25 protein-coding genes are annotated in these 25,371 nt (G+C 52.7%); 12 read left to right on the top strand and 13 right to left on the bottom strand.

Annotation, left to right across the window (positions count from 1 at the left end; genetic code table 11):
• Positions 1-188: 188 nt before the first annotated feature.
• From pspG to HP572_RS15860, 6 genes are all read right to left on the bottom strand, one after another.
• A complete protein-coding gene (gene pspG / locus HP572_RS15885; protein ID WP_010279209.1) occupies positions 189-461 on the bottom strand; it encodes an envelope stress response protein PspG in 273 nt (90 codons plus the stop codon).
• A 165-nt stretch (positions 462-626) separates the two neighbouring features.
• The gene (gene dusA / locus HP572_RS15880) at positions 627-1,649 is read right to left on the bottom strand and encodes a tRNA dihydrouridine(20/20a) synthase DusA (RefSeq protein ID WP_240583712.1); all 1,023 of its coding nucleotides are present in this window, start codon (positions 1,647-1,649) and stop codon (positions 627-629) included.
• A gap of 175 nt (positions 1,650-1,824) precedes the next feature.
• Positions 1,825-2,553 carry an ATP-grasp domain-containing protein gene (locus HP572_RS15875; RefSeq protein ID WP_240585769.1) on the bottom strand — a complete coding sequence of 243 codons (729 nt, stop codon included), beginning with the start codon at positions 2,551-2,553 and terminating at the stop codon, positions 1,825-1,827.
• A 169-nt stretch (positions 2,554-2,722) separates the two neighbouring features.
• On the bottom strand, positions 2,723-3,016 hold the full coding sequence (locus tag HP572_RS15870; protein ID WP_010279195.1) for a hypothetical protein: 294 nt from the start codon (positions 3,014-3,016) through the stop codon (positions 2,723-2,725).
• A 282-nt stretch (positions 3,017-3,298) separates the two neighbouring features.
• The gene (locus HP572_RS15865; RefSeq protein ID WP_240583711.1) at positions 3,299-3,955 is read right to left on the bottom strand and encodes a DsbA family protein; all 657 of its coding nucleotides are present in this window, start codon (positions 3,953-3,955) and stop codon (positions 3,299-3,301) included.
• Positions 3,943-4,824 carry an MBL fold metallo-hydrolase gene (locus tag HP572_RS15860; protein ID WP_240583710.1) on the bottom strand — a complete coding sequence of 294 codons (882 nt, stop codon included), beginning with the start codon at positions 4,822-4,824 and terminating at the stop codon, positions 3,943-3,945. The genes HP572_RS15865 and HP572_RS15860 overlap by 13 nt, the downstream gene beginning before the upstream one ends.
• Before the next feature lie 107 nt (positions 4,825-4,931).
• Here HP572_RS15860 and HP572_RS15855 point away from each other — a divergent pair, with 107 nt between their 5' ends.
• Positions 4,932-5,852 (top strand): LysR family transcriptional regulator, encoded by a 921-nt coding sequence (locus HP572_RS15855; protein ID WP_240583709.1) that lies wholly within the window; start codon positions 4,932-4,934, stop codon positions 5,850-5,852.
• A gap of 28 nt (positions 5,853-5,880) precedes the next feature.
• Here the strand turns inward: HP572_RS15855 and HP572_RS15850 are convergent, their stop codons facing one another.
• Complete coding sequence (locus HP572_RS15850) at positions 5,881-6,804, bottom strand: LysR family transcriptional regulator (protein ID WP_240583708.1); 924 nt, start codon at positions 6,802-6,804, stop codon at positions 5,881-5,883.
• Positions 6,805-6,938: 134 nt separating this feature from the next.
• On the opposite strand from HP572_RS15850, the gene lysA reads away from it, so the two are divergent.
• The gene (gene lysA / locus HP572_RS15845; protein ID WP_226294467.1) at positions 6,939-8,201 is read left to right on the top strand and encodes a diaminopimelate decarboxylase; all 1,263 of its coding nucleotides are present in this window, start codon (positions 6,939-6,941) and stop codon (positions 8,199-8,201) included.
• 59 nt (positions 8,202-8,260) lie between these two features.
• On the opposite strand, the gene HP572_RS15840 is transcribed toward lysA, so the two are convergent.
• Complete coding sequence (locus HP572_RS15840; protein WP_240583707.1) at positions 8,261-9,154, bottom strand: DMT family transporter; 894 nt, start codon at positions 9,152-9,154, stop codon at positions 8,261-8,263.
• Positions 9,155-9,278: 124 nt separating this feature from the next.
• Here HP572_RS15840 and HP572_RS15835 point away from each other — a divergent pair, with 124 nt between their 5' ends.
• Complete coding sequence (locus HP572_RS15835) at positions 9,279-9,872, top strand: helix-turn-helix domain-containing protein (protein WP_371745281.1); 594 nt, start codon at positions 9,279-9,281, stop codon at positions 9,870-9,872.
• A gap of 53 nt (positions 9,873-9,925) precedes the next feature.
• On the opposite strand, the gene HP572_RS15830 is transcribed toward HP572_RS15835, so the two are convergent.
• Together HP572_RS15830 and HP572_RS15825 are read right to left on the bottom strand one after the other, a co-directional pair.
• Positions 9,926-10,939 carry a LacI family DNA-binding transcriptional regulator gene (locus HP572_RS15830; protein WP_240583705.1) on the bottom strand — a complete coding sequence of 338 codons (1,014 nt, stop codon included), beginning with the start codon at positions 10,937-10,939 and terminating at the stop codon, positions 9,926-9,928.
• A 133-nt stretch (positions 10,940-11,072) separates the two neighbouring features.
• Positions 11,073-11,417, bottom strand: a complete 345-nt coding sequence (locus tag HP572_RS15825) for a PTS lactose/cellobiose transporter subunit IIA (protein WP_010279161.1) — start codon at positions 11,415-11,417, stop codon at positions 11,073-11,075.
• A gap of 286 nt (positions 11,418-11,703) precedes the next feature.
• Here HP572_RS15825 and HP572_RS15820 point away from each other — a divergent pair, with 286 nt between their 5' ends.
• The 8 genes from HP572_RS15820 (at position 11,704) to HP572_RS15785 (ending at position 20,999) form a co-directional block, all read left to right on the top strand.
• Positions 11,704-13,041 (top strand): PTS sugar transporter subunit IIC, encoded by a 1,338-nt coding sequence (locus tag HP572_RS15820; protein WP_010279159.1) that lies wholly within the window; start codon positions 11,704-11,706, stop codon positions 13,039-13,041.
• 24 nt (positions 13,042-13,065) lie between these two features.
• Entirely contained in the window at positions 13,066-14,502 is a 1,437-nt protein-coding gene (locus HP572_RS15815) for a glycoside hydrolase family 1 protein (protein WP_240583704.1), read from the top strand.
• A 30-nt stretch (positions 14,503-14,532) separates the two neighbouring features.
• Positions 14,533-14,850, top strand: a complete 318-nt coding sequence (locus HP572_RS15810) for a PTS sugar transporter subunit IIB (RefSeq protein WP_010295033.1) — start codon at positions 14,533-14,535, stop codon at positions 14,848-14,850.
• Between the two features lie 134 nt (positions 14,851-14,984).
• Positions 14,985-15,752: an FCD domain-containing protein gene (locus tag HP572_RS15805; protein WP_010295031.1), complete on the top strand. Its 768-nt coding sequence runs from the start codon at positions 14,985-14,987 to the stop codon at positions 15,750-15,752.
• A gap of 5 nt (positions 15,753-15,757) precedes the next feature.
• Positions 15,758-16,243, top strand: coding sequence for a GNAT family N-acetyltransferase (locus HP572_RS15800; RefSeq protein ID WP_240583703.1), 486 nt, complete (start codon positions 15,758-15,760; stop codon positions 16,241-16,243).
• Between the two features lie 862 nt (positions 16,244-17,105).
• Positions 17,106-19,277 (top strand): bifunctional acyl-ACP--phospholipid O-acyltransferase/long-chain-fatty-acid--ACP ligase, encoded by a 2,172-nt coding sequence (aas, locus tag HP572_RS15795; protein ID WP_240583702.1) that lies wholly within the window; start codon positions 17,106-17,108, stop codon positions 19,275-19,277.
• On the top strand, positions 19,274-20,503 hold the full coding sequence (gene lplT, locus HP572_RS15790) for a lysophospholipid transporter LplT (RefSeq protein WP_040033055.1): 1,230 nt from the start codon (positions 19,274-19,276) through the stop codon (positions 20,501-20,503). Before aas ends, lplT begins: the two co-directional genes overlap by 4 nt.
• Before the next feature lie 40 nt (positions 20,504-20,543).
• Positions 20,544-20,999 carry a GNAT family N-acetyltransferase gene (locus HP572_RS15785; protein WP_240583701.1) on the top strand — a complete coding sequence of 152 codons (456 nt, stop codon included), beginning with the start codon at positions 20,544-20,546 and terminating at the stop codon, positions 20,997-20,999.
• A 94-nt stretch (positions 21,000-21,093) separates the two neighbouring features.
• Here the strand turns inward: HP572_RS15785 and HP572_RS15780 are convergent, their stop codons facing one another.
• Positions 21,094-21,222: an entericidin A/B family lipoprotein gene (locus tag HP572_RS15780; protein ID WP_039347108.1), complete on the bottom strand. Its 129-nt coding sequence runs from the start codon at positions 21,220-21,222 to the stop codon at positions 21,094-21,096.
• Between the two features lie 811 nt (positions 21,223-22,033).
• Here HP572_RS15780 and HP572_RS15775 point away from each other — a divergent pair.
• Positions 22,034-23,356 carry a hypothetical protein gene (locus HP572_RS15775; RefSeq protein ID WP_240583700.1) on the top strand — a complete coding sequence of 441 codons (1,323 nt, stop codon included), beginning with the start codon at positions 22,034-22,036 and terminating at the stop codon, positions 23,354-23,356.
• 276 nt (positions 23,357-23,632) lie between these two features.
• Here the strand turns inward: HP572_RS15775 and hemW are convergent, their stop codons facing one another.
• Entirely contained in the window at positions 23,633-24,775 is a 1,143-nt protein-coding gene (gene hemW / locus HP572_RS15770) for a radical SAM family heme chaperone HemW (RefSeq protein ID WP_240583699.1), read from the bottom strand.
• A complete protein-coding gene (locus HP572_RS15765; RefSeq protein ID WP_240583698.1) occupies positions 24,768-25,361 on the bottom strand; it encodes an XTP/dITP diphosphatase in 594 nt (197 codons plus the stop codon). Before HP572_RS15765 ends, hemW begins: the two co-directional genes overlap by 8 nt.
• Positions 25,362-25,371: the final 10 nt, after the last annotated feature.

The following is a 25,371-nucleotide window of genomic DNA, read 5'->3' as shown; positions in this document are numbered from 1 at the left end:
TTAAACGACAATCGGGTGTCAAACTGTGGCGTCATCCTAGCAGCCACATCCGGGAAAAAATATCTGCTGGCGCACACTTTTGTACTAAAACCGGCCGTATTCAAACAAGTTGTTGTTAAACACGGCCTTGCCCGTTATTTACGCTCGCAACTCATTTTCGTGTAACCCAGATTTTTCCCTTTCAGGCATTACCACTCATTTCCGTTGCGCTGGCGATACGTGTATTTGCGATAAGTATAGCGGTGCGAGTTGTAGACGGGGCGACCGCTAAATTTGCGCCACAGCCACACCGCCGCGACGGCTAAAATCAGCCACGGCAGCACCTTTATCGCGATGCTAAACAGCCCACCAATCAACATAAAAAGGGACGCCACAAACAGTGCCGCAATCACGCCCAGTAGTGACACGCCCGTCAACATCAGCATGATAAAAAAGCCAATAACGAAGAAAATTTCCAACATGGTGTGCTCCTGTAGCGGTTAAACCGCAGAGAAAAGTTCTGCGTGCTACATAAGCTATAACAAGAATCGTGCCAAGATGTGCCGCTGGTAAGTGATTGATTTACCAGCGGCGTCAGGAAGAGAAATGAAAGAATGTTGATGAAAAACACTAACTGTTAGTATTTTTTAAACCAGATTAACCAGCGCTAGCGCACGCTCTACCACCGCAGCGTCAGCACCGGGTTTGTGGGCGTTTTCACTCAGATAGCGTCGCCACTGACGCGCGCCGGGGATGCCCTGAAACATGCCGAGCATGTGGCGCGTGATGTGGCCTAACGACGCGCCGCCAGAGAGTTCGCGCTCGATATAGGGATACATGTCTCGTACCACGCCAGCGAGATCCGGCGTGGCGGAATCGATGCCAAATAGCTCACGGTCGACCTGCGCCAGAATACCAGGATTCTGATAAGCCTCACGGCCCATCATCACGCCGTCCAGATGCTGTAAATGCGTTTTGGCTTCTTCCAACGTTTTGACGCCGCCGTTGATGGCGATGATGAGCGCCGGGAAATCGCGCTTGAGCTGGTAAACGCGCGGATAATCCAGCGGTGGAATTTCGCGATTCTCTTTCGGGCTAAGGCCCGATAGCCAGGCTTTGCGCGCGTGGACGATAAAAGTATCGCACTCACCCCGTTCGGCGACGGTTTGAATAAAGTCGCACAGGAATTCATAGCTATCTTGATCGTCAATGCCGATGCGGGTTTTCACCGTAATCGGGATTGAGGTACTGTCTTTCATCGCCTTGATGCAGTCTGCCACCAGCGCCGCTTCGCCCATCAGGCAGGCACCGAAACGGCCATTCTGTACACGGTCAGACGGGCAGCCGACGTTCAGGTTAACTTCATCGTAGCCGCGCTGTTCTGCCAGTTTGGCACACTGTGCCAGCGCTTGCGGATCGCTACCGCCGAGCTGTAGCGCCAGCGGGTGTTCTTCTTCGCTGTAGGCCAGATAGTCGCCTTTGCCGTGAAGAATCGCGCCCGTCGTCACCATTTCGGTATACAGCAGCGTCTGGCCAGTCAACTGGCGAAGGAAGTAACGGCAATGACGATCGGTCCAGTCGAGCATCGGCGCGATGGAGAAGCGGTTAAGGCGAGAAGCGCGAGAGTCGGTGGATACCGTGTTGTGTGTACCTGATTTTACGTCGGTCATGGTTTGTCAGTTATCGTTTCGTGTGTCTGGCGGTGTTGTCTGAGGTTATCTTTTCTGGCGCTGACTATAGCACAGGGAGCGGGCCGTGACTGATAGCTATCTTACTCAGGGTTAGGGGGCATGCACCTTTAGTGCGGGATAGCCTGAGATCAATAAATATGAATCACGACGCTAGCTAAGCATTAATAAATATTTGAACAAACTTGTCGATGTCCCATTCTTTGGTATCAGAGACTTGGCCATCACCAATTTCTATCAGGCGAAGTTCACCAGCACTGTTTTCAACCATATCAATGGAGAAAAAAGGTGAGCTGATATGCTGTGCTATTTCAATAACAAGATCTGGAACAATACCGTCAGAGGAGTACACGTTATTTCTAAAGGAAAAATAGCGTCTTTCACTGGTTTTTATAATGTCTTCAACTTTTCTTAGACTAATTCCACCTTCGATGTCGCCACGGAATTGCTTAATAGAGGATATTATTTCTCGGATCTCTTCAGCATTTTTAGCGATAGAACCTCGGGATGTGGTTAGTGATTTAACGTAGTCTTTAACGAAATAGGTGGGCCATTTTAACTGATTAATAATCTGGTCGAAGTCATCATCTTCTTTTACGAAAATCGTGTCAGGTGTGTATTTCTCACATGATTTATACCATCCCGTAATATGGTGGCTTGAGAGATAATCTTCTAAGGAAATGAGCATGTTCCCACTATTCTGGGTCACGGCATCGCTCAATTTTTTATATTCATCTGATTTGAGCATCCAGCCTCGCCAAATGACAAGCGCGTTCGGTTCAATGTCCTTTGAAAATTTGTACTTTCCATTGGATGCATGCTGTGTGGACAATAATAGACACGATAAGCCACTTTCTTTCGCAGAATGATATTCCGCCTCAAACATCTCATCCACTTTGGAACCATCAAAGTAATCACTAGGGTAAATTATGTTCATGTAAATTATCTCAAAATAAAAAGGATGACATTGAAATTTAAAATAACTTATCACACTTCTTATTCTGCCGGTGGTCAACAGTGCTTTTCATTTGAAGGCGCGGAATCCTCTGGGAAAATTAATGCAGCTCAACTTCCCAGTCTTCATAAGGCGGTTCGACGGTGAAACTGGGGTCGCAGTATTGTCGTAAATAGTCTGTGGCTCGTTTTTCGGCATATTTGGCGTTCAAGACGTTACCGTCTTCATCTAGCTCTAACACATTGGCGTAGATAGCGAAGACCTGTTCAAACGCGCTGGGCTCTTCACCGTACAGTGAAAGGTAATCAATGCCTTCAAGCGTATTTTGCGTGCCGCTGGCCATGAAATAGGCGAACGTTCTTAATGCGCTGCTAAAGCTGTGGCTTAATTTCATTGTCAATCACTCCCATTACTGACTGTGTTGAGCGTTTATCGCCATCAATAGGCATCAGCCCGCCGTACTCACCGGAATCAACGCACTTCCCGACGATAACATCAAGAACATGGCTCTCATGTTGCTTCCTTCTCAACGGATTGATGAATAAGCGCGGTAGCTCGCTGATTTATCAAGAAGGATCTACTTTAGCGGTTTAAAGGGATGAGATACAGACGGCATCGCGAACGAAAAAGGGAGCAGGCCGTTGGCGTGTTCCCTTATAAAGGTTGATGCAGATGCTTATGCGGTCGCGTGGTTGACCATCTGTGTCAGCACCTTGCGCCATGCGTCTACCTGACCCAGATAGTTTGAGGCTGGGATTTGCTGGAAATTCCCGTTGGCATCTTCCAGCGCAAAAGTAGGGAAGCCTTGTCCACGTACTTTCGCCAGTAATTCCCGGCTAGCGCTGATGTGTTTTGACAGCGTTTCTGCCTGGATAAAGGCGAACTCGGTGCTGAAAGCCTCGCCATCCAGACCGATTGCTTCCGCGCACTGACGCAGCACGGCGGCGTCGACGATTTTTAGCCCGGAAACGTAGTGCGCACGCTCAATCTCGTGCAGCATCACCATGCCTTTATCATCCATCGCTTCCGCAGCGAGTACGGCAGCCGTCGGTGGCGCGGAATCCAGCACGACGCTGGTGTCGCGCAGTAGCCCTTCGTAATACGCTTCCCCGAAGGTCTGCCCGGTCATTTGCGCAATGCGGCGATCGTGGGGGATCACGTAATCGTGCCACTCTGGGGTGATGGTGCGGCTATTGCTGCTGGTCATCATACCGCCGCCGTGGAGGATCAGATCCAGCCCGTCAATCTCCAGCGCTGCCAGTGCGAGTGGGGCGGCGCCGTAGCACCAGCCGCACAACGGATCGTAAATGTAATGCAGTCTTACTGTGGCCACTTCATTTCACCTTTCAGGACTTTGGCGCTCAGTTCAAGACCCGATTCTTCTTTCAGCGTCGGGTAGTGTTTTTTCATTGCTGCGATCAGTTCGGCAGAATCTTTGCTTTTTGCCAGCTCTTTTTCCACCGTATCCAGATATTGCAGCGTAAACGTCACGTTTTTCAAGGTGTAATCCGTTGGCGCGATAAAGTGACCCGGCACGACGGTGGTTGGCTTCAGCGCTTCAATGGATTTCAGTGTGTCACGCCAGTGAACGCGAGATTCTGGCGTTTGGGTATCGGCAAGCCAAACGTGGATGTTGGCAGATACCGGAATACCGCCGACTACGGCTTTCAGCGAAGGGATCCAGACGTAAGTGCGATCCGGCGTTGGCCCTTTCAGTCCTTTCACTTCCAGTTTTTTGCCGTCAACGGTAAAGCTATCGCCTTCAAGCGCTTGAGGAACCACGATCTCTTTTGGCGCGTTCTCTTTCAGAACTGGGCCCCAATGCGCCACTTTTCCGTCTTTGCTGGCGTTGATCGCATCGATGGTTGCCTGAGTCGCAATGATTTTAGCGTCTGGGAAGGCGGCTTTAATCACGTCCAGACCGAAATAGTAGTCAGGGTCAGAATGGCTGATATAGACGGTGGTCAGTTTTTTCCCGGTGGCTTTGATGCGATCAACCAGCATTTGGGCATCGTTACGCTGGAACTGTGCATCGATCAGCGCGACTTCTTTATCGCCGCTGATAATTTCAGAAGAAACCGGGAATATGCTGGCTTCACCAGGATTAAACACGTCGATTTTTAACTCGGCGGCATTAGCCGCAGAAGCCAGACCCAGCGATGCAGCGAGTAAAGACACGGTAAAAGCGATAGATTTAGACATGGTGATACTCCACAGGTATGACAGAAAGTGGGATCATGTTATGTTGCATTAATCGTACGAAAAACCGCAAAACGGGCAATTGTTTGTTGCATAAAACGGACTAATTTATGGATCGCATTACGGCTGCTGAAGTGTTTGTAACGATTATAGACCGAGGTAGCATGATTGCGGCGGCAGAGACGCTGGATATGTCTCGGGCGATGGTGACGCGCTATCTGGCAGAGATGGAAGCATGGGCAGGAGCGCGGCTATTGCACCGCACCACGCGCAAGCTGAGCCTGACGGATGCGGGTGAAAAAACGCTGGCACGCTGTCGGGAAATGCTGGCGCTGACGGCGGATATGCGCGTCGAGGCCGATACCGACGATGCTACGTTAAGCGGTTTGCTGCGCGTCAGCTGTTCGCAGTCGCTGGCGCAGGGCGCGCTCGGTATGGCGATAACGGCTTTCCTGCGGCGGCATCCTCGGGTCGCGATTGATCTGCAAATGAATAACCGAACGGTGAATCTGGTCGAGGAACGTATCGATCTGGCGCTGCGCATCACCAACGAGCTGGATCCCAATCTGATTGCCCGACCGCTTTCAAGCTGTGAGTCGGTGCTGTGTGCATCGCCTTCTTATCTGAATGAACATGGGATTCCGCGACAGCTGACCGATCTCTCGATTCATAACTGCCTCACCTACACCTATTTCGGCAAAAGCCTGTGGCATTTTTCCCGCAGTGATGAAAAGTTTACGATTCCCGTTAGCGGTAACCTGAGCGGCAACGAGTCGCTGGTGCTGCTGGCTGGCGCGCTGGAAGGAGCTGGCATCGCGCTGCAACCGCGCTATTCTGTGGCAACTTATCTCGCTAACGGACAACTGGTGGCGCTGTTGCCGGAATACCGCCCGCAGGCGATGGGGATTTACGGTATTTACACCTCGCGCCGCCAGATGCCTGCTGCGCTGCGTACCCTGTTGGATTTTCTGGTGGAATGGTTTGCTCACGATCCTCGCTGGCGGGCGCTAGCACAGCCATTGGCGGTGTGACGGCGCTAATCATAAGTGCATCACGTTATTAGCGCTGCAAGACCTGCTCCAGACGTGAAGGCACACCGGCGGCATACCGCTTGAGTTGATCAATCACGGTATCGACCAATGCCGAAGCAGGGCGGTGCAGCGGACGAATCAAGCTGACCGTAAAGGGCACGTCGATGCTGAAAGGCCGCACGACCACGCCGGAGGCGGCATAATCCAACGCGGTGAGCGGGTTAACGATCGACAGCCCGATACCCGCCCGCACCATCGTACATACCGACGCCGCGCTGTGGGTTTCGAGCACCATCCGGCGCGACACGCCCTGTTCCTGAAACAGCTTGTCCAGCAGTTGGCGATAGCTGTCGGCGCTCGACAGGCTGATAAAGGGTTCATCGGCAAAATCCTGCGGCGTGAGCACCGCTTTTTGCGCCAGCGGATGCCCTGCAGGCAGCACGCACACTTCATTGAGCAACATCAGCGTTTGCCGCTCGGTACCCGCTGGCGTGAGGCTGTTTTCCGTTAAGCCCAAATCGTGGCGCTGGGCAGACAGCCACTCTTCCAGCAGCGGCGATTCCTGTGGAATGATGTGCAGATTAAGCAACGGATAGCGCGCGAGCAGCGGCTTGCAGGCGTCGGGCAGCAGCGACTGTGAGAACACGGGAAGGCAGGCAATCGAAAGCTGCGCCTGCTGAAAACGGCGAATATCGCTGGCGGCGTTGATAATTCGATCCAGCCCATAATACGAGCGCTGCACTTCTTCAAACAGCTGTAGCCCCTGCGCGGTGGGGTAAAGCCTGCCGCGCAGTCGTTCGAACAGCGTCATCTGAATCAGCTTCTCAAAACGTGCCAGCTCGCGGCTGACGGTCGGCTGCGACGTGTTCAGCAGGTCCGCTGCTTCCGTCAGATTCCCGGTCGTCATAACTGCGTGGAAAATTTCGATGTGCCGTAAGGATATTGCTGCCATGTCGCCCCCCTTCATTCATTTTATAAACCATATCAGAAATGAATAGAGTCTGCTTAAAACGATATTTGTTTACCTGTTGGGGTATTTCTATAGTGCTTCTTAACTACGTTTAACCCTGCCAATCGGTAACTTTTATGCCTCACGATCTGAATGACGTAACACACGCCCTGAACGCGCAAAGCCTGCGTGAACTGCCTGCCCGCTTTGGTTGCCCGGTTTGGGCCTATGACGCGCAGACTATCGTTAACCGCATCGCCCAACTGCGCCAGTTCGACACAATCCGCTTCGCGCAGAAGGCGTGTTCCAACACGCACATTTTGCGCCTGATGCGTGAGCAGGGTGTGAAAGTGGATTCGGTATCGCTGGGGGAGATTGAGCGTGCGCTGATTGCAGGATTTGTGCCGGGCACTGACGCGCATGAGATCGTGTTTACTGCCGATCTGCTGGATCGCCCGACGTTGCAACGCGTTTCTGAACTGAACATTCCGGTGAACGCCGGCTCGGTCGATATGCTGGAACAGCTGGGGCAGCAGTCGCCGGGGCATCCGGTGTGGCTGCGCGTGAATCCGGGCTTTGGTCATGGTCACAGCCAGAAAACCAACACCGGCGGCGAGAACAGCAAGCACGGGATCTGGTACGGCGATCTGCCGCTGGCGCTGGCGCACATTCAGCGCTATCAGCTGAAGCTGGTGGGAATCCACATGCACATTGGTTCCGGCGTTGATTACGGCCATCTGGAGCAGGTGTGCGAGGCGATGGTGCGTCAGGTCGTTGAGCTGGGTCAGGATATCGAGGCGATTTCAGCGGGCGGCGGGCTGTCGATTCCCTATCGCCACGGCGAAGAAGCGATTGATACCGAACACTATTACGGGCTGTGGAACGCGGCGCGTGAGAAAATTGCCGCGCATCTCGGCCATCCGGTGACGCTGGAAATTGAGCCAGGACGTTTCCTGGTCGCCGAATCCGGCGTGCTGGTGGCGGAAGTGCGGGCGATAAAATCCATGGGAAGTCGCCACTTTGTGCTGGTCGATGCCGGGTTTAACGATCTGATGCGTCCGGCGATGTACGGCAGCTATCACCATGTTTCTCTGCTGCCGGGCGATGGCCGCGATATCAGCCAGTCCACGCTGCGCGATAGCGTGATTGCCGGGCCGCTGTGTGAATCCGGCGACGTGTTTACCCAGCAGGCGGGCGGCGGCGTGGAAACGTTCGCGCTGCCGGATGCGCAGGTTGGCGATTATCTGGTCTTCCATGACACCGGTGCTTACGGCGCATCCATGTCCTCGAACTACAACAGCCGTCCGCTGCTGCCGGAAGTGCTGTTTGAAAACGGCGAACCACGCCTGATTCGCCGTCGCCAGACGCTGGACGAACTGCTGGCGCTGGAAGCGCTTTAATCGGGATTATTCGGCTGGATTGGGGGAGAAGCCTTCTGCTTTTCCTCCGAACGTACAGTCTAACGCAGGCGATCCCTTTTCCTGTTGAGGGGTATACGCCAGCCAAACGTCATTCCGGCGGCGGACAGCAGAATAGCGACCGCCCCGGCAAGCTGCATCATGTCCAGCCGATGCCCAAAGGCTACCCAATCGACCAGTGCGGCGACAACGGGATAGATAAACGACAGTGCGCCAACCTGCGCGGTCGGGATCTTCTGGATCGCGCTGTATAACAGCGTCGACATCAGCCCGGTATGGATCACGCCAATTGCCACAAGCATTCCCCACTGTGAAGCCGTAGGAGAAGCAGGCATTGCCGCGAAGGGGACAAGCACCACGACGCCAACGAGCATCTGTATCAACACCAGCAGGTGCAGCGGGATCCCTGACAACTTTTTCGTTATCGCAGCTGCTACGGCGTAGAAGAATGCCGCACCTAATGCCATCAGCACGCCGGACAGATAGCCTTTGCCATCGCTGTCGGCCCCCGTTTGGGCGCTGACGATCAGGACGATGCCGCCAAAGGCGCACAGTAACCAGCTGGTTTTGTTGAGGGTCAGCGCTTCCCTGAAAAAGATCGCGCCTAGCCCCACTAGCATAAAGGGCTGGGTGTGATAAACCACGGTGGCGACGGCGATAGAGGCGTGTGCATAGGCGCCAAATAGCAGCGTCCAGTTGAGCACCAGCGCCAGGCCGCCGAGTATGGCAATGCCCGCCTGCTTTCTGCTAATGATGCCTCGCCGCAGCAAGCCCAATAGCCCGCAGACGATTAACATCGTCAATGCGCCGAACGCGCAGCGCCAGAAGACGGCTGTCATCGCAGGTTGCCCTGCCGTTAAAACGAACCAGCCAACCGTACCGGAAATGATCATCGCGATAGTCATTTCTATCGTGCCGCGAGTCTGGGGTGTCATCTTTTTTTCCTGCCTGTCAGTGTGAAAAGTGTGCTGCTATAGCGAACAAAATTTTTTATAATGAACAACAGAACAAAATAATGAACACAAACCATTTGTTCGTCAAGTCGAACAAATGGACATTATGGTGAACGCTATGACGATAGATAATCAGGAAAATGGCGCGCAGGAAATCACGCCTATTGCACGGCTGGCCGTTGCTATTCGGCGTGAACGTGAGCGGTTAAACCTGTCAGTCACCGAGCTGGCAAAGCGCGCAGGGCTGGCAAAATCAACGCTTTCGCAGCTGGAAACCGGGATCGGCAATCCAAGTCTGGAAACGCTCTGGGCGCTGGCGATGGCGCTTGACGTGCAGGTCAGCCAGTTGATTGGTCAGTCTCGCCAGCACGTACAGGTGATTCGGGCTAATGAAGGCGCAGCAACCTATTCGGAGCAGGCAAACTATGCCGCAACGCTGCTAGCGGCGTGTCCGGCAGGCGCGCACCGTGATATCTATCGGCTGAAGGTGCAGCCGGGAGAAGCCAGAGTCTCCCAACCGCATAAACCGGGGACGGTCGAACACGTGATTCTGAGCAGCGGTCGCGCCAGAATTGGGCCTGTCGCACAGCCCGTTGAATTGAGCGCGGGGGATTACATCAGCTATTCCGCCGATGTCCCGCACCTGTTTGACGCGCTGGAAGCGGACACGAGCGCGGTGATGCTGATTGAACATGGCTAAAGAGGCAAACCCCGTGCAGGCTGTTTGCGCGGGGCGTAATTTTACGGTGAGTTTTACTTAGCGTAGTACGGCCCTTTCTGTACCGACTCGCGCAGCTTAAGTTCGCCAGTGAAGGGCTGTAGCGGGTTGACGTCTTTGCCTGCGATCAGATCCAGCACTTGCGTAATCGCGGTGGCGGCCATTTCTTCAATCGGCATGTAGACGGTGGAAAGAGAAGGGTGCAGATAGGTCGCACAGGGTTCGTCGTCAAAGCCGAAAACGGAGACATCCTGAGGCAATTTTTTCCCTGCCTCGTACAGCGCTTTCATTGCGCCAATCGCCATGTGATCGTTGCTGACAAACAGCGCGCTAAAGCTGACGCCGCTGTCCAGAATCTGGCGTGCGGCTTGATACCCGCTGGCGACCATGCTGGTTCCTTGCGCCACCCGCCGAGGATCAACCTCGATCTGATGGGCGGTTAATGCCTGCTGATAGCCCGCGAGCCGCGCTTGTGCCGTCGGCGTTTTCATCGGAGCGGTGATAAAAGCGATCTCACGGTGGCCCTGCTCAATCAGGTAATTAACCACATCAAACGCGGCCTGCTGCTGGCGGAAGAAAATACAGCGTTCGCGCGCCTGCGGCAGATCGCGATTCATCACGATCATTGGAATGGTCAGCGTGTCGAGCAGCGTCATGAGGTCCGATTCGGACATATAGCGGGTGTAGAGGATAATGGCATCGCATTGTCTGTCAGACAGAAGCTGCACTGCGCGATGCTCATCTTCCGGCGTATCGTGCCCGTCGGTGACAATCAGGTGCTTACCGTTGCTTTCCGCGATATCCGCTGCACGGCGCAGCAGGCGGCCAAAGTAGGGGCCGTCAAAATTGGAAATAACGAGACCAATGCTGTTTGAAGTACGACGAGCCAGCGAACGCGCTAGAAAATTAGGACGGTAGCCTAGCTCCTCCATTGCCTGAAATACGGCATCGCGTGTTGCCTGTTTGACCTGACCTGTGCCGTTTAGCACTCTGGAGACGGTCGCTTTAGACACTCCTGCACGTCTTGCCACCTCAAGCATGGTTTTCATCGCTGCACCTTCATTGAGTATGATGACGGGCTAAAAACGCCTATCCATCCCTGTTACGAACATCATGCGCCATGTTACCACAGGCATATTGTTGGATTTAACGCCTGATGTTCGTTTCTCAACCAGATTTTTGTCAATTTTGTGATGCAGCCATTTCACGGCGTAACAAGACAATCTCTTCCGCTAAATCCCGGCATAGCATGGCGGTCATCAGATGATCCTGTGCATGTACCATGATCAGGTTGACGGGCACCTTGCCTTCCCCTTCGTCCAGACCGATCAGCCGTGTTTGAACGCGGTGAGCCGCACGGGCCGCTTCTTGTGACGCCGCGAGCAGATCGTCAGCCTGTTGCCACTCCCGTTGGCGCGCTGCCTGAATGGCCATCATGGCGTTTGAGCGCGCTTCACCCGCATTAATCAGTAGTTCCATCACGGTTTGTTCCATATCGAATGCAGGAACGTTTTCTGTGTCTTTCATCGTAGGTTTCCTTATCACAGTCAGGAAAGTAGCCTAAGTTGGTTGAGAACTTATGTGGCTGACAATCTATGTAGCTGAGAAATTATGGTATGCCAAAAATCACATTTTCATCATATTGGAATTCCAATATCGTCTTGTGAGAATCATGTCACAGAAAAATAATTCATTATGGTTGATTTTTGGTATGCCAAACGCGAAAGCGCGGTACCTGCATTTACCCTGCGCGTAACGGCCATCCCGCGTGTCACACGCGATATAACAATATGATGATGAAAGAGGTGGTGTTATGTCATTTAAGGACCAACTGATTGATTCATTGGGCTCCTTTGCCAATAAATTTAACAGTCTGCGTTACATTATGGCGATTAAGGCATCCTTTATTACGCTGATGCCTGTCATTATCGTCGGGGCGTTTTCCGTTCTGATTTCCAACATGGTGATGGACCCCAAAAATGGTCTGGCCAGTTTTTCTATGTTTTCGTTTCTGGCGGAACTGAAACCGATTATGAGCGGCATTAACTACGCCACGCTCAGTTTTCTGACTATCGGTGCCGTCTTCCTGATTGGTATCGAGCTTGGGAAGATTAACGGTTCACGCGGGCTGTTTCCCGGCCTGCTGGCGGTGATCTGCTTTATTGCCGTCACGCCAACCACGATCGAAATGGCCGTCAACGGGCAGATGATGGTGGTAAAAGACGTGCTGGCGAAACAGTTCTCGGATACCAAAAGCCTGTTTCTGGGGATGTTCATCGCCATCCTGTCTGTCGAGATGTATACCAAACTGCAAAATGTTGATCGGCTACAGATTAAAATGCCGGACAGCGTGCCGCCCAACGTCGCGGCCTCTTTTTCTGCGCTGTTTCCTTCCATTATCACGGTGGTTGCCATCGCCACCTTTGGGTTTGTGTTTCACCGCGTGACGGGCATGTACCTGTATGACGCCGTTTATAAAGTCGTGCAGCAGCCGCTGGAATCCGTGGTGCAAAGCCTGCCTGGTTTACTGGTGCTGATGTTTGTCGCTCAGCTGTTCTGGGTGATCGGAATTCACGGCAACCAGATGATTAAACCGATTCGTGAACCGCTGCTGCTGGGGGCGATTGCCGTCAACATGACCGCGTTCGAGCAGGGGCATGAGATACCGAACATTATCACCATGCCGTTCTGGGATGTGTACATGAGCATCGGCGGTTCCGGCCTGACGATTGGCCTGCTGCTGGCGGTGATGATTGCTTCCAAGCGCAAAGAGATGAAAGAGATCGCCAAAATTTCTTTCGGCCCCAGCGTGTTCAATATTAATGAGCCGGTGATTTTTGGTATGCCGATTATGCTCAACCCGATTCTTGCTATTCCCTTCATTATCACACCGTTAGTGACGGGCACGATTGGCTATTTCGCCACCAGCATGGGGTTTGCGGGCAAAGCCGTGGTGATGGTGCCGTGGACGACACCGCCGATCATTAACGCCTGGCTGTCGACGGCAGGATCGATGGGGGCCGTCGCGACACAGATCGTATGCATCATCGTCGCGATGCTGATCTATCTGCCGTTTGTCAAAGTGGCATCCCGTCGTGCCGAGCTGGCGCAGTTGGAAGCAGAAAAGCAGGCCGCAGCGGAAAAAGCCTAAAACGGACGAGAGGAGAGGTAACGCATGAGTAAGGTTGCACTGACTATTCCACCGGATTTTATTCTGGGCGCGGCGGCATCGGCATGGCAAACGGAAGGATGGAGCGGCAAGAAAGCCGGGCAGGATTCCTATCTGGATCTCTGGTACAAGCAGGATCGCCAGGTCTGGCACAACGGCTACGGCCCGGCGAAAGCGACAGATTTCTTTAATCGCTATCGGGAAGACGTGGCGCTGATGAAGCTGGCAGGGCTGACGCACTATCGTACGTCGATCAACTGGTCACGCTTTATGCTGGACTATGAGAAAGGCATCGTCGATGAGGAGTACGCGGCCTATATCGATAACCTGCTGGATGAAATGCACCGGCAGGGGATCGAACCGATGATCTGCCTTGAACATTACGAGCTGCCCGCTTGCCTGCTGGAGAAATATCAGGGCTGGTCATCCAAGCAGGTGGTGGAGTGGTTTGTGCTGTATGCCGACGCGGTTTTCGCCCGCTATGCCGGGAAAGTGAAGCGCTGGTTTACCTTCAATGAGCCGATTGTGGTGCAGACGCGCGTTTATCTGGACGCGCTACGCTACCCTTATGAGCAGAACACGCACACGTGGATGCAGTGGAATCACCATAAGAATCTGGCGACGGCAAAAGTGGTGCAGCGGTTTCGTCAGCAGGGCTATCACCGGGATGGCGGTTCGATCGGTGTGATCCTCAATCCCGAAGTGACGTATCCGCGATCTCGTGCGGCGCACGATGTGAAAGCAGCGCACCTTTACGATCTGTTCTATAACCGGGTTTTTCTTGATCCGGCGTTAAAAGGTGAATATCCGGCGGAGCTGGTGGCGCTGCTGGCGCAGCATCAGGTGAAGTGGGATTACACGGAAGAAGAGCTGGCGATCATTCGGGAGAATACGGTCGATGAGGTGGGGATCAACCTGTATTACCCGCATCGGGTCAAGGCGCCTAGCCGTGAGTGGAACAAAGAGACACCGTTCCATCCGGCCTATTATTACGAGCATTTTGAGCTGCCGGGGCGTCGCATGAACACCTCGCGTGGCTGGGAGATCAATCCCAAAATCATTTACGACATGGCGAAGCGCATAGAGCGCGACTATGGCAATGCGCCGTGGTTTGTGGCGGAAAACGGCATCGGTATCGAGAACGAAGCGCGCTTTAAAGACGAGGCGGGCGTGATTCAGGACGATTACCGCATCGCGTTTATTGCTGAGCATCTGTACTGGACGCTGAAGGCGAAGGAAGAGGGCGCAAACTGCCGCGGCTACATGCTGTGGGCCTTTACCGACAACGTCTCACCGATGAACGCGTTTAAAAACCGCTACGGATTGATCGAAATCGATCTGGAACAGGATCGGCAACGGCGGCCGAAAAAATCCGCCGCCTGGTTTCGCCAGCTACACGACACGCGTCGGCTTGAATTGACGCTGGATGATGAAGAGAAATAGGTGCAGATAACCAAAAATGAGGAATGGAATATGAAAAGAATCGTACTGGCCTGCTCAGCAGGAATGTCGACCTCACTGGTGGTCACCAAGATGGAGAAGGAAGCAGAAACGCGGGGAATGGAGCTGAAGATCTACGCGATCCCAGAGCAAAATTTGCGTGATGAGTTGCAGGAATTTGGCGGCGACATTATTGCGGTTCTGCTGGGGCCGCAGGTGCGCTTCAAGCTTAATGAAAATAAAAAGCTGACGGATGGCTACCAGATTCCTATCGCGGTTATCGACCCTGTCGCCTACGGCACATTAAATGGCGCAAAAGTACTGGATCAGGCGCTGAGTTTGGTAAACTAGCGCGCTACCGCTGTGTCAGTACGCGGCTGTAGACGTGCCTGTCATCATTCAAGTTGCAGCTTGAAGTATGACGGGCACAATCAGAGCGGGCCTGACGCCCGCACTCAGAGCGACAGTGCATGTAGGGTGAAAGCGTGGCGAAGGATGTGGTTCTGCAAGAGAAGAAGCAATATCAGGAAATCGGTTGTGATTTGCGTCAGAAGATTCAGTCAGGGGATTACCCCGTCGGATCGCGCCTTCCTCCTGAACGAAATATTGCGGAAACCTATGGTGTTAGCCGGACGATAGTGCGCGAAGCGCTGCTGATGCTCGAACTGGAAGGCACCGTCGATATTCGTCAGGGCTCCGGGGTTTATGTCTTGCGTATTCCTGATGAAGACGACACGGCAGACGGGGGCAAAAACCATATCGGCGCGTTTGAAATGCTACAGGCTCGCCAACTGCTGGAAAGCAATATTGCGGCGTTTGCGGCCCGCATGGCAACGCGTGCGGATATCGAAAACCTGCGTAAGACGCTGGAACAAGAGCAGGCCGCGATTGCCGGAAAAGATTACCGTGGCGATTTTGATCGCCTGTTCCATCTGCAAATTGCCGGTGCGACGCAAAACCAGATGCTGCTGGAAACGGTCAGCAATATCTGGGCGTGCCGTGACGATAACGCGCTCTGGCAGCAGCTCTATACGCACGTCGGGACGCAGGGCTATCGCCTGAAATGGCTGGCGGATCATCAGGCTATTCTGGCGGCACTGCGGCGTCGCGATGTGTCTGGATCTTATCAGGCCATGTGGCAGCACCTCGAAAACGTCAAAAATACGCTGATGGAAATCTCTGACGCCGATGCGCCAGAGTTTGACGGCTATTTGTTTGATTCTGTGCCGATCTTCCAGGGGAAACTGGTGTAGTCATCATGGCGGACATATCTAGCGTGAAAATTGTTTATCTGGCGGATCGTCCTCAGCATCAGGAACAGGTGATTGACTGGATTTGGCAGGCGTTCGGCAGCCAGAACAGCCGTGAATTCTTTGCCAGCGTGGTGCGCAATAGCATGAACCCAGAGGCGCTGCCGCTGACGTTTATCGCGCTGGAGGGCGAGCGCTTAGTCGGGACGGTGGGATTATGGCGCTGCGATTTAATCAGCCGACAGGATCTGACGCCCTGGCTGGCATCGCTGTACGTGGAAGAAAGCCAGCGTGACAAAGGGTTGGGTATCGCGCTGCAACAACACGTACTGGATTTCTGTCGCCGTCAGGGCTTTGACGATCTCTATTTGTTCGCCACGTTTAGCGGCTATTACGAAAAACACGGTTGGCGTTACATCGGCGACGGGCTGGACTATCCAGACAAAGCCGTGCGCCTGTATCACCAGTCGTTATCAAGCGAGAAAACGCGCTAAAAGGCGGTAGCCTTACATGATTCACCAGAATCTTACAGTTGGTTGCACTTATAGAATAACTCTTTCGATTCATCGCTGGTGAAGCGATGCGGCGATCTTTAGAGTTACAAGTCCCAGAGGTATTGATTGGTGATATATCGATGTGCTCTGTACATTGAAACCATTTGATTACACCAACCTACGCGGATGCGTAGGTTTTTTTTTGCCTGAATTTAACGTTGGCGGTTGATGCGGTAAAGGATCAGTCTGGGGGAAAGGAAAGAATATCGCGCTATGACGGGGAGCACCATAGCGCGAAAGGTCAGTTGAGGTGGCTACCGATAGAAAGGCAGCCGCTCAACAGGAACGTCGCAGCGATACAGCCGGCAAGAAATAGATTTTTCATACGTTCTCCACGTAGTATAAACGCGCTTGTATGCTTGAACTAAAACAAAGAAACACAGCCGCTTAGCATAAATGCTGATGCGACGCAGCTAAGTAGAAATAGACTTTTCATCTTTTTTTCTCCTGACATGAGAGGGTAGTTTTTTTCATAAATAAACTGTACGGTATAGTTTTAATTTTGTTTGACGCTTCTGTCAATGGAGGATGGGTGCTGTTTTTCGTCTTTTTGTGCTGTCGTAAACGGAAGAACCGGTGATGGGAACGGAGGAATGGGATAACCAGCATAAGATTGAAACGGGAAGGGTTAACCCTATTCAGATTATTAGCCATAACCTTTACTGTCATGATTTTTTACATGCAGGCTATGATATTCAAAGAAATAGTATAATACCCTTTGTCCTGCGCCGATCGCTATGTACGGATATCATGAGAGATCGGCCAAAGGATCAATCCATTTATCTGTCTATTGGGAGACGGCATGATTCATACCCTGTTACGTTGGGTGTTCCAGCGTCTGTACCGCATCCGGATCGAGGGCGACAGCAGCCAGTTTCAGCAATCCAAATTGCTCATCACACCCAATCACGTCTCGTTCCTTGATGGCGTTTTGCTGGCGTTATTCTTACCGATAAAGCCTGTCTTTGCTGTGTACTCCTCCATTTCCGATCGCTGGTTTATGCGCTGGCTGAAGCCGTATATCGATTTCGTGCCGTTAGATCCCACTAAGCCTCTGGCAATCAAGGGGCTGATCAAGGTGATCGAGCGCGGCCAGCCCGTCGTCGTTTTCCCGGAAGGGCGCATCAGCGTAACTGGATCGCTGATGAAGATTTACAGCGGTGCGGCGTTTGTCGCGGCGAAGTCGGGTGCGACGATTATCCCCGTGCGCATTGATGGCGCAGAGTTCACGCCGTTTGGTCGGCTGGCGGGCGTCTTTAAACGCCGTTGCCTCCCACAGATTACGATCACCTATTTGCCCCCGACCACGTTGCCGATGCCGGAAGCCAGCAGTGCCAGAGAACGCCGCGCGCTGGCCGGTGAGCATTTGCACCAGATTATGATGAACGCGCGGATGGATACGCGCCCGCAGCACACGCTGTATCAGGCTTTTCTGGCTGCGAGAACCCGTTACGGGCGTTCCTCCCCCAGCATTGCGGATATCTCATTCAATGAAGACAGCTATCAGGGCTTACTGAAAAAATCGCTGGGCGTGTCGCGTATTTTGCAGCGCTTCACCCGCGTCGATGAACATGTCGGCATGTTGTTGCCCAACGCGACCATTACTGCTGCATCCATCCTGGGCGCATCGCTGCGTAACCGCGTTCCTGCCATGTTGAACTACACTGCTGGCGCGAAAGGACTACAAAGCGCGATGAAAGCGGCGGGGATCAAAACGATCGTCACGTCTCGCCAGTTTCTTGAAAAGGGCAAGTTAACAGATCTACCGAAGCAGGTTAGCGAGGCCAACTGGGTCTATCTGGAAGATTTGAAAGACACCGTGACGCTGACGGATAAGCTGTGGATCCTGTTTCATCTGCTGTTTCCTGCTCGCGCGATGCTGCCGCAGAAGCCTGACGATGCGGCTATCGTGCTGTTTACCTCCGGTTCCGAGGGGAATCCGAAAGGTGTTGTGCATTCCCATGACAGCCTGCTGGCGAACGTTGAGCAGATTCGCACGGTGGCGGATTTCACGCCGCGCGACCGCTTTATGTCTGCGTTGCCACTGTTCCATGCGTTTGGCCTGACGGTGGGGCTGTTAACGCCGCTGATGACGGGCGCTCGCGTGTTCCTCTATCCCAGCCCGCTGCACTATCGCATTGTGCCGGAGCTGGTTTATGACCAGAACTGCACCGTGCTGTTTGGGACGTCAACGTTCTTAGGCAACTATGCGCGTTTTGCCCATCCGTATGATTTCGCTCGTCTGCGTTATGTGGTTGCCGGGGCGGAAAAGCTGTCTGAAACGACGCGTCAGGTTTGGCAGGATAAATTTGGTATCCGCATTCTGGAAGGGTACGGCGTGACCGAGTGCGCGCCGGTGGTGGCGATCAACGTGCCGATGGCGACGAAAATCCATTCCGTCGGCAAGCTGTTGCCGGAAATCGAATCGCGTTTGATTACGGTGCCGGGCATCACACGCGGTGGCCGTCTGCAACTGCGTGGGCCGAATATCATGAAGGGCTATCTGCGAGTGGAAAACCCCGGCGTGCTCGAAGCGCCTGCGGCAGAAAACGCGCAGGGCGAGTTGCAGCAGGGCTGGTATGACACGGGCGATATTGTCGAGCTGGATGAAAGAGGCTTCTGCACCATCATTGGCCGCGTGAAGCGCTTTGCCAAGCTGGCAGGAGAGATGGTCTCGCTGGAAAGCGTGGAACAGCTAGCAGTGAAGATATCGCCAGAAGCGCAGCATGCGGCCAGTGCGAAAAGTGACAGCAGCAAAGGCGAGGCGCTGGTGCTGTTTACGACGGACAACCAGATAACTCGTGACGCATTGCTTGTACAGGCACGCAGCAGTGGCGTACCGGAACTGGCGGTGCCGCGTGATATTCGCTATGTAAAAGCCTTACCACTACTCGGCAGCGGCAAGCCTGACTTTGTCACGCTGCGCCAGATGGCCGAAGAACCAGCAACTAACGTGTCGGAGCCGAATGAATGAGTCAACAGACTGAACCCGCGACGCCTTTGCTGTCGCGCAGTATGAGCGCGGTGATTATCGCGCAGTTTTTCTCTGCGTTTGGCGATAACGCGCTGCTGTTTGCCACGTTAGCGCTAATCAAACAGCTGGTGTATCCCGACTGGAGTCAGCCGTTTTTGCAGATGGGGTTTGTCGCCGCGTACATCATTCTGGCACCGTTTGTCGGGCAAATTGCGGACAGCTTCTCCAAGGGGCAGGTGATGATGTTCGCCAATACCTTGAAGCTGGCGGGCGCGCTGCTGATTTGCGTGGGCGGGAATCCGTTTCTGGGATACACGCTGGTGGGGATTGGTGCCGCCGCGTATTCCCCAGCTAAATACGGCATTCTGGGTGAGATCACGCGTGGCGGCCAGTTGGTCAAAGCGAATGGTCTGATGGAAGCCTCGACGATTGCGGCGATCCTGACCGGTTCAGTCGCAGGCGGCGTGCTGGCGGACTGGAACATTTACGGGGCGCTGTCGGTTTGTGCGGTGGCTTACGGCATAGCGCTGGGGGCGAATATGCTGATTCCTCGTCTCAACGCGGCGCGGCCAGGACAGCCGTGGCATCCAGTGCAGATGGCGAGCAGCTTCTTTTCCGCCTGTCGGGTGCTGTGGCGCGATGGAGATGCCCGACTCTCGCTGATCGGCACCAGTATGTTCTGGGGCGCGGGCGTGACGCTGCGCTTTCTGCTGGTGCTGTGGGTGCCGCATGCACTCGGCATCACCGACAATGCAACGCCGACGCTGCTGAACGCGATGGTCGCCGTGGGCATCGTGGTGGGAGCCGGTGCGGCTGCGAAGCTGGTGACGCTCGATAACGTACGGCGCTGCTTGCCTGCGGGCTTCCTCATCGGCGTGGTGGTGGTGATTTTCACACTTCAGCATAACCTCATGAGCGCCTATTCCCTGCTGATTCTGCTGGGGGCGCTCGGTGGGTTCTTTATCGTCCCGCTGAATGCGCTGTTGCAGGAACGTGGGAAGGCCAGCGTCGGGGCGGGTAATGCGATCGCCGTACAAAATTTGGGTGAGAACGGCGCTATGCTGTTAATGCTGGGGCTCTATTCTCTGGTGGTAAAACTGGGAGTGTCGGTCATAACCATTGGGATTGGCTTTGGCGTCTTGTTTGCGCTGGCCATTGCGCTGCTGTGGGCATGGCTGATTCTGGCTAAGCGCCGCGATGGTTCCGTCGGCGCAGGTAAAGAATAAACGTATCGTGTAATGAACACATTGTGTAATGGGGAAAGGTATGAGTTTGATATGGCATGACTGGGATGTGGCAGACCTTAACGTGTATTCACTGCATGACATATTGGCGCTGCGCAATCAGGTATTCGTGGTCGAGCAAACCTGCCCCTATCTGGATATCGATGGCCGCGATCTGGTGGACGGCAATCGCCATATTACGGCGTACCGTGACGGCAAGCTGGCCGCCTGCGCCCGGCTGCTCGCGCCCCATCCGAATAACGATGTGGTGACGATTGGGCGCGTGATTGTCGCGCCGCATGCCCGCGGGCAACATCTGGGGCACCTGCTGATGGAACACTCGCTGATTGCCTGCGCACGCCACTGGCCGCAAAAGCATCTGTTCCTGTCCGCGCAGGCTCACCTGCAATCGTTCTACGGTGCGTTCGGCTTTGTGGCGACCGGTGAGGAATATGACGAAGACGGTATTCCGCATATTGATATGCTGTCGGCGTTCTGAGGGATACCGAGCCAGCTGCGGAAAGCGTAGGGAGCGCGGCATAAACGAAAAAACCGGCTGATGTATGGCCGGTTTTTTGTTATTTGACGGTGGGTTAGCTAGCTGCGTGGGAGATTTTGCTACCCAGTTTCTGCACATCCTGGCCAAAGCCACGCGTGGTGTTACAGCCGCTCAATGTTGCTGTGACCAGCAGCGCTACTACGATCGTTGTTATACGTTTCATCATCGTTACCCGCAGGTTGTTGATAAACAGAGCGTGACAGGTTTCTACTGTGTCATAACCGCAGGTAAAAATTCAATCCTCGAGAGCACTGAACCAGCTGATATTGTTTGAGATTATGTTGCTGCTGATGCGTAGTAGCCCAGAGCTGAGTTGGTACGGTTATAGCGCAGAGCTAAACCTAATCTGACAAGCGGTTTTGTGTCAGAAACCGACTAATCCCCCGTTAACTAATGCATGTTGAATTTGTGCTTAAAACGGTGTGCTGGCTTTAATATTTATTCTAAATGTCCGCCAGTCACTCTCATGCATAGCACATACAGATGCGCAGAAATCATCACGGTCTTTTTTGGGTAATATGGACAGGGAAAGTGCCGGAAATGGTCTGCCCGCTTCATAATGGCCCTGAGGGGGGGGGCGAAAGTATCCTATTGAAAAAAACGTGAGTAGGTTGTAGGTTGTTTAAAATAGGTACGTTAAATGATGATTTGTTAGTTGATTTTTCAGATATTACGGAGATGCTTACTTAATAAATGTTATGTGTTTAGGAAAAACTAGAACTTATAGTGAAATTGTAACTAAGGTAAAGTGCGAATTAGAAAAGTGTAGTTTTGATGCGAATGAATATGTTCAATTATGCAAAATTCACCATGAAGGAAAACTGGAGGAATTGTGCGGTATGAGTTTTAGGAAAATAATAATTCCTATTTTGAAAAACGCATAGTAGTAATTGTAGTCTCCCATAATTATGCTGTGCTTTTGCTGCTACGCAGCGCCGACCCCTAAATTAGGCGTTAAATGCACAAGGAAGCTCGTGGATATTCTAAATAATCGAGAGATTGCAATTGCGTTATGGCTTCTAGCAATTTCGGTTTACATTTTTTCTTCCTCAAAAATGGCGGAGGCCAGAAGTGCCTTCAAAGGCGTCTTAGCGGCTTTATTTGTTAGGCAAATAATGTTCGTCTTTTGCTTGATGGTTGCTTACATGGCAATTGTCATTTACTGGCTTTCTGAGTTGAAATTATGGAATTTTGAACAGCTAAAAAATACTGTTTTTTGGTCCATTTCTGTTGGTTTTATGTCGCTATTTAATCTTGAGAAAATTAAAAAAGATAAGAATTTTTTCAAGCGCTCAGTTTTAGATAACTTGAAACTACTAGCGATTCTTCAATTTGTCGTTGGTGTATATACTTTCTCTCTTTGGGTCGAAATCCTGTTAGTCCCTGTTTTAGCATTATTGGGAGCTATGCTAGCTATTGCTGAAACCAACAGAAAGCATCATCAGGTAAAGATTCTTCTAGAATATTTCCTATTTTCATTCGGGGTAGTCTTAATCATTTACACTTTGTACATGTTAATGACCGATTTTGGTGAGTTTGGGAAAGAAAAAACTGCATACGACTTCTTTGTTCCCCCATTGCTGACTCTCTGTTACTTACCATTCGTTTTCTTTATGTTGGTTTATTCAACATATGAGCAGGTCTCTGTTCGCCTTAGGTTTTCAATAAAGAACCGGTTCCATAGATATTTGGCTAAATTCTATGCATTTATATTGTTTAATGTCCGGCTCAGCCTGCTAGAGCGATGGTCACTTCATGTCGCCAAAACAAACATAGAATCATACTCGGATCTGATTGATACCTTTAAATATATATTTAAAGCGAGATACTCTGAGAAAAATCCAAAGGAAGTGCCACAAAATCAAGGTTGGAGCCCTTATAAAGCCAAAGAATTTCTCGTAAACGAAGGATTGAGTACTGGATTCTACAATAGATCTTTCGAAGAAGAATGGCTTGCATCATCCCAAATGGAAAAATTTAGCGATGGTATTATCCCGGACAATATCGCTTATTATGTTAAAGGTTCTGAAGACGTTGCAAAAGTACTGAAGCTTGAAGTGAACGTGAATGATGCTTCCAGAACCTATCAGGCATGTGAAAAGTTAGAAGCCATGGCAGAAGCTTTGAGTATATCAAGCTTAAGCCTGCCTTTATCTGAAGAGATGAAAAATGCTATTTCAGGTTGTAATTCATATTCTGAGAAAGTTGAGGGTAAAACAATAGCATTGATTGTAGAGCACTGGCCAAATCATAAGTTTAATGGGTTTGATCTCAAATTCCTGATCTCAAGCATTTAACAAAGCGCTGCTGTCGGACAAATTTTCCGCAAAGCGCGGTGTTAATGTCCGCTCCTAGCTCATTACAGCCTGTCAGATTTAATAGCGTTCTATCCGCGAAAACTGGCAGTTCAAGCCTGAACTAATGCAGCTTATGGTCGTTGAAAATGGCTCATAGCCACCCAAGATGTCTCACAATGTCCTGCGACTGATGAAGGCATGGTAAGCATTGCAAAAAGAGAGATCGGGTGGGAAGCGGTGGGCAGGTTTCTCAAAGAAAACATGCCCACGGAATGATTACTCTTCTTCCGCCAGAAACAGCTCCAGCAGGGAATTCAGAAACAGTTTACCGTGTTCGGTGATTTGCCAGTGCGTGGCGGTTTCCGTCAGGTAGCCTTGTGCCAACGCCTGATCCAACTGTGGGCGGATGCTGTGTTCTTCCAGACCGGTGTACGCCGTGAAATCCTCGCGCGGGGCGGCTTCCAGCAGGCGAAAGCGGTTCATGAAGAACTCAAAAGGCCGATCGTCGTTGGCGACGTCGTGTTGTTTATCCAGATACGTGCCTTGCATATAACCACGAGGATGGCGGACTTTGACCGTGCGCAGAATGCGGCCGTCGCTGAAAGTCAGCTTGCCGTGTGCGCCGCAGCCAATCCCTAAATAGTCACCGAAGCGCCAGTAGTTCAGGTTGTGTTGGCACTGGTAGCCTGGTTTGGCGTAGGCGGAGGTTTCATATTGCTGGTAGCCGGCGGCGCTCAGTAGTGCGTGGCCCTGCTCGTAGATGTCCCACAGCGCGTCGTCGTCCGGCAGCGTCGGCGGGCGCGAGCTAAATAGCGTATTGGGCTCGATAGTCAGCTGATACCACGATAAATGCGGCGGATTGAGCGCAATCGCCTGACGCAGGTCGTCCAGCGCTTCGTCCAGCGATTGATCCGGCAAGCCGTGCATCAAGTCCAGATTAAAGCTGCGTAATCCCAGACCGGTCGCCAGATGCGCGGCGCGCTTGGCCTCGTCCGGGCCGTGAATACGACCTAAGCGCGTCAGCTTTTGAGGATCGAAACTCTGCACGCCGATGGAGATACGGTTAATACCAGCTTTCTGATAGCCGCTGAAACGGTCGGCTTCAACCGTACCGGGATTGGCTTCCATCGTAATTTCGGCATCCGGCGTTAGCGGAATTCTTGCCCGCACGCCATCGAGCAGTGCCTGCATCGCTTCCGCGCTCAGCAGGCTGGGCGTGCCGCCGCCGATAAAGATCGAGTGCAGTTCACGACCGCTCGCTAACGGCAAATCGGCGTCCAGATCCGCCAGCAGGTGATCGACATATTCCTGATGCGGCACGTCACCTTTCAGCGCGTGAGAGTTGAAATCGCAGTACGGACATTTTTGTACGCACCACGGAATATGAATGTACAGGCTGAGCGGGGGAAGCTTAAGCATTGCGTAGCGCATCCAGCAGCAGGCGAAGTGCCTGACCGCGGTGAGACTGTGCATTCTTCTCTTCACGCGTCAGTTCCGCCGCTGTTTTACCCAGCTCCGGCACGAAGAAGATCGGATCATAGCCGAAGCCGCCACTGCCTGCCGCTTCATGCGTCAGCACACCCTGCCAGCTACCGTGGCAGACAATCGGCGTCGGGTCTTCCGCGTGGCGCAGATACACCAGCACGCAGTGGAAGCTGGCGCGGCGCTGTTCGTCCGGTGCGTCTTTTAGTGTCAGCAGCAGCTTGTCCAGATTTTGCTGGTCGCTGGCATCCACACCCGCATAGCGTGCCGAGTAAATGCCCGGTGCGCCGCCCAGTGCATCGACAGCCAGCCCGGAATCATCGGCAATCGCCGGCAGTCCGGTGATTTGTGCCGCGTGACGTGCTTTCAGGATGGCGTTTTCGATGAAGGTCAGGCCGGTTTCTTCGGCGGAATCCACGCCCAGTTCGGTCTGCGCCACAATATCCAGACCGAAATCGGCCAGCAAGCTGGCGAGCTCGCGCACTTTACCGGGGTTTCCGGTAGCCAAAACCACTTTTTGCATCGTCTTGTCC

Origin of the sequence: Pectobacterium sp. PL64 (assembly GCF_022477975.1) — a bacterium.
GTDB lineage: Bacteria > Pseudomonadota > Gammaproteobacteria > Enterobacterales > Enterobacteriaceae > Pectobacterium > Pectobacterium jejuense.
Note: the sequence above shows the minus strand (reverse complement) of the source record. Positions and strands in the feature narration are given on the sequence as shown.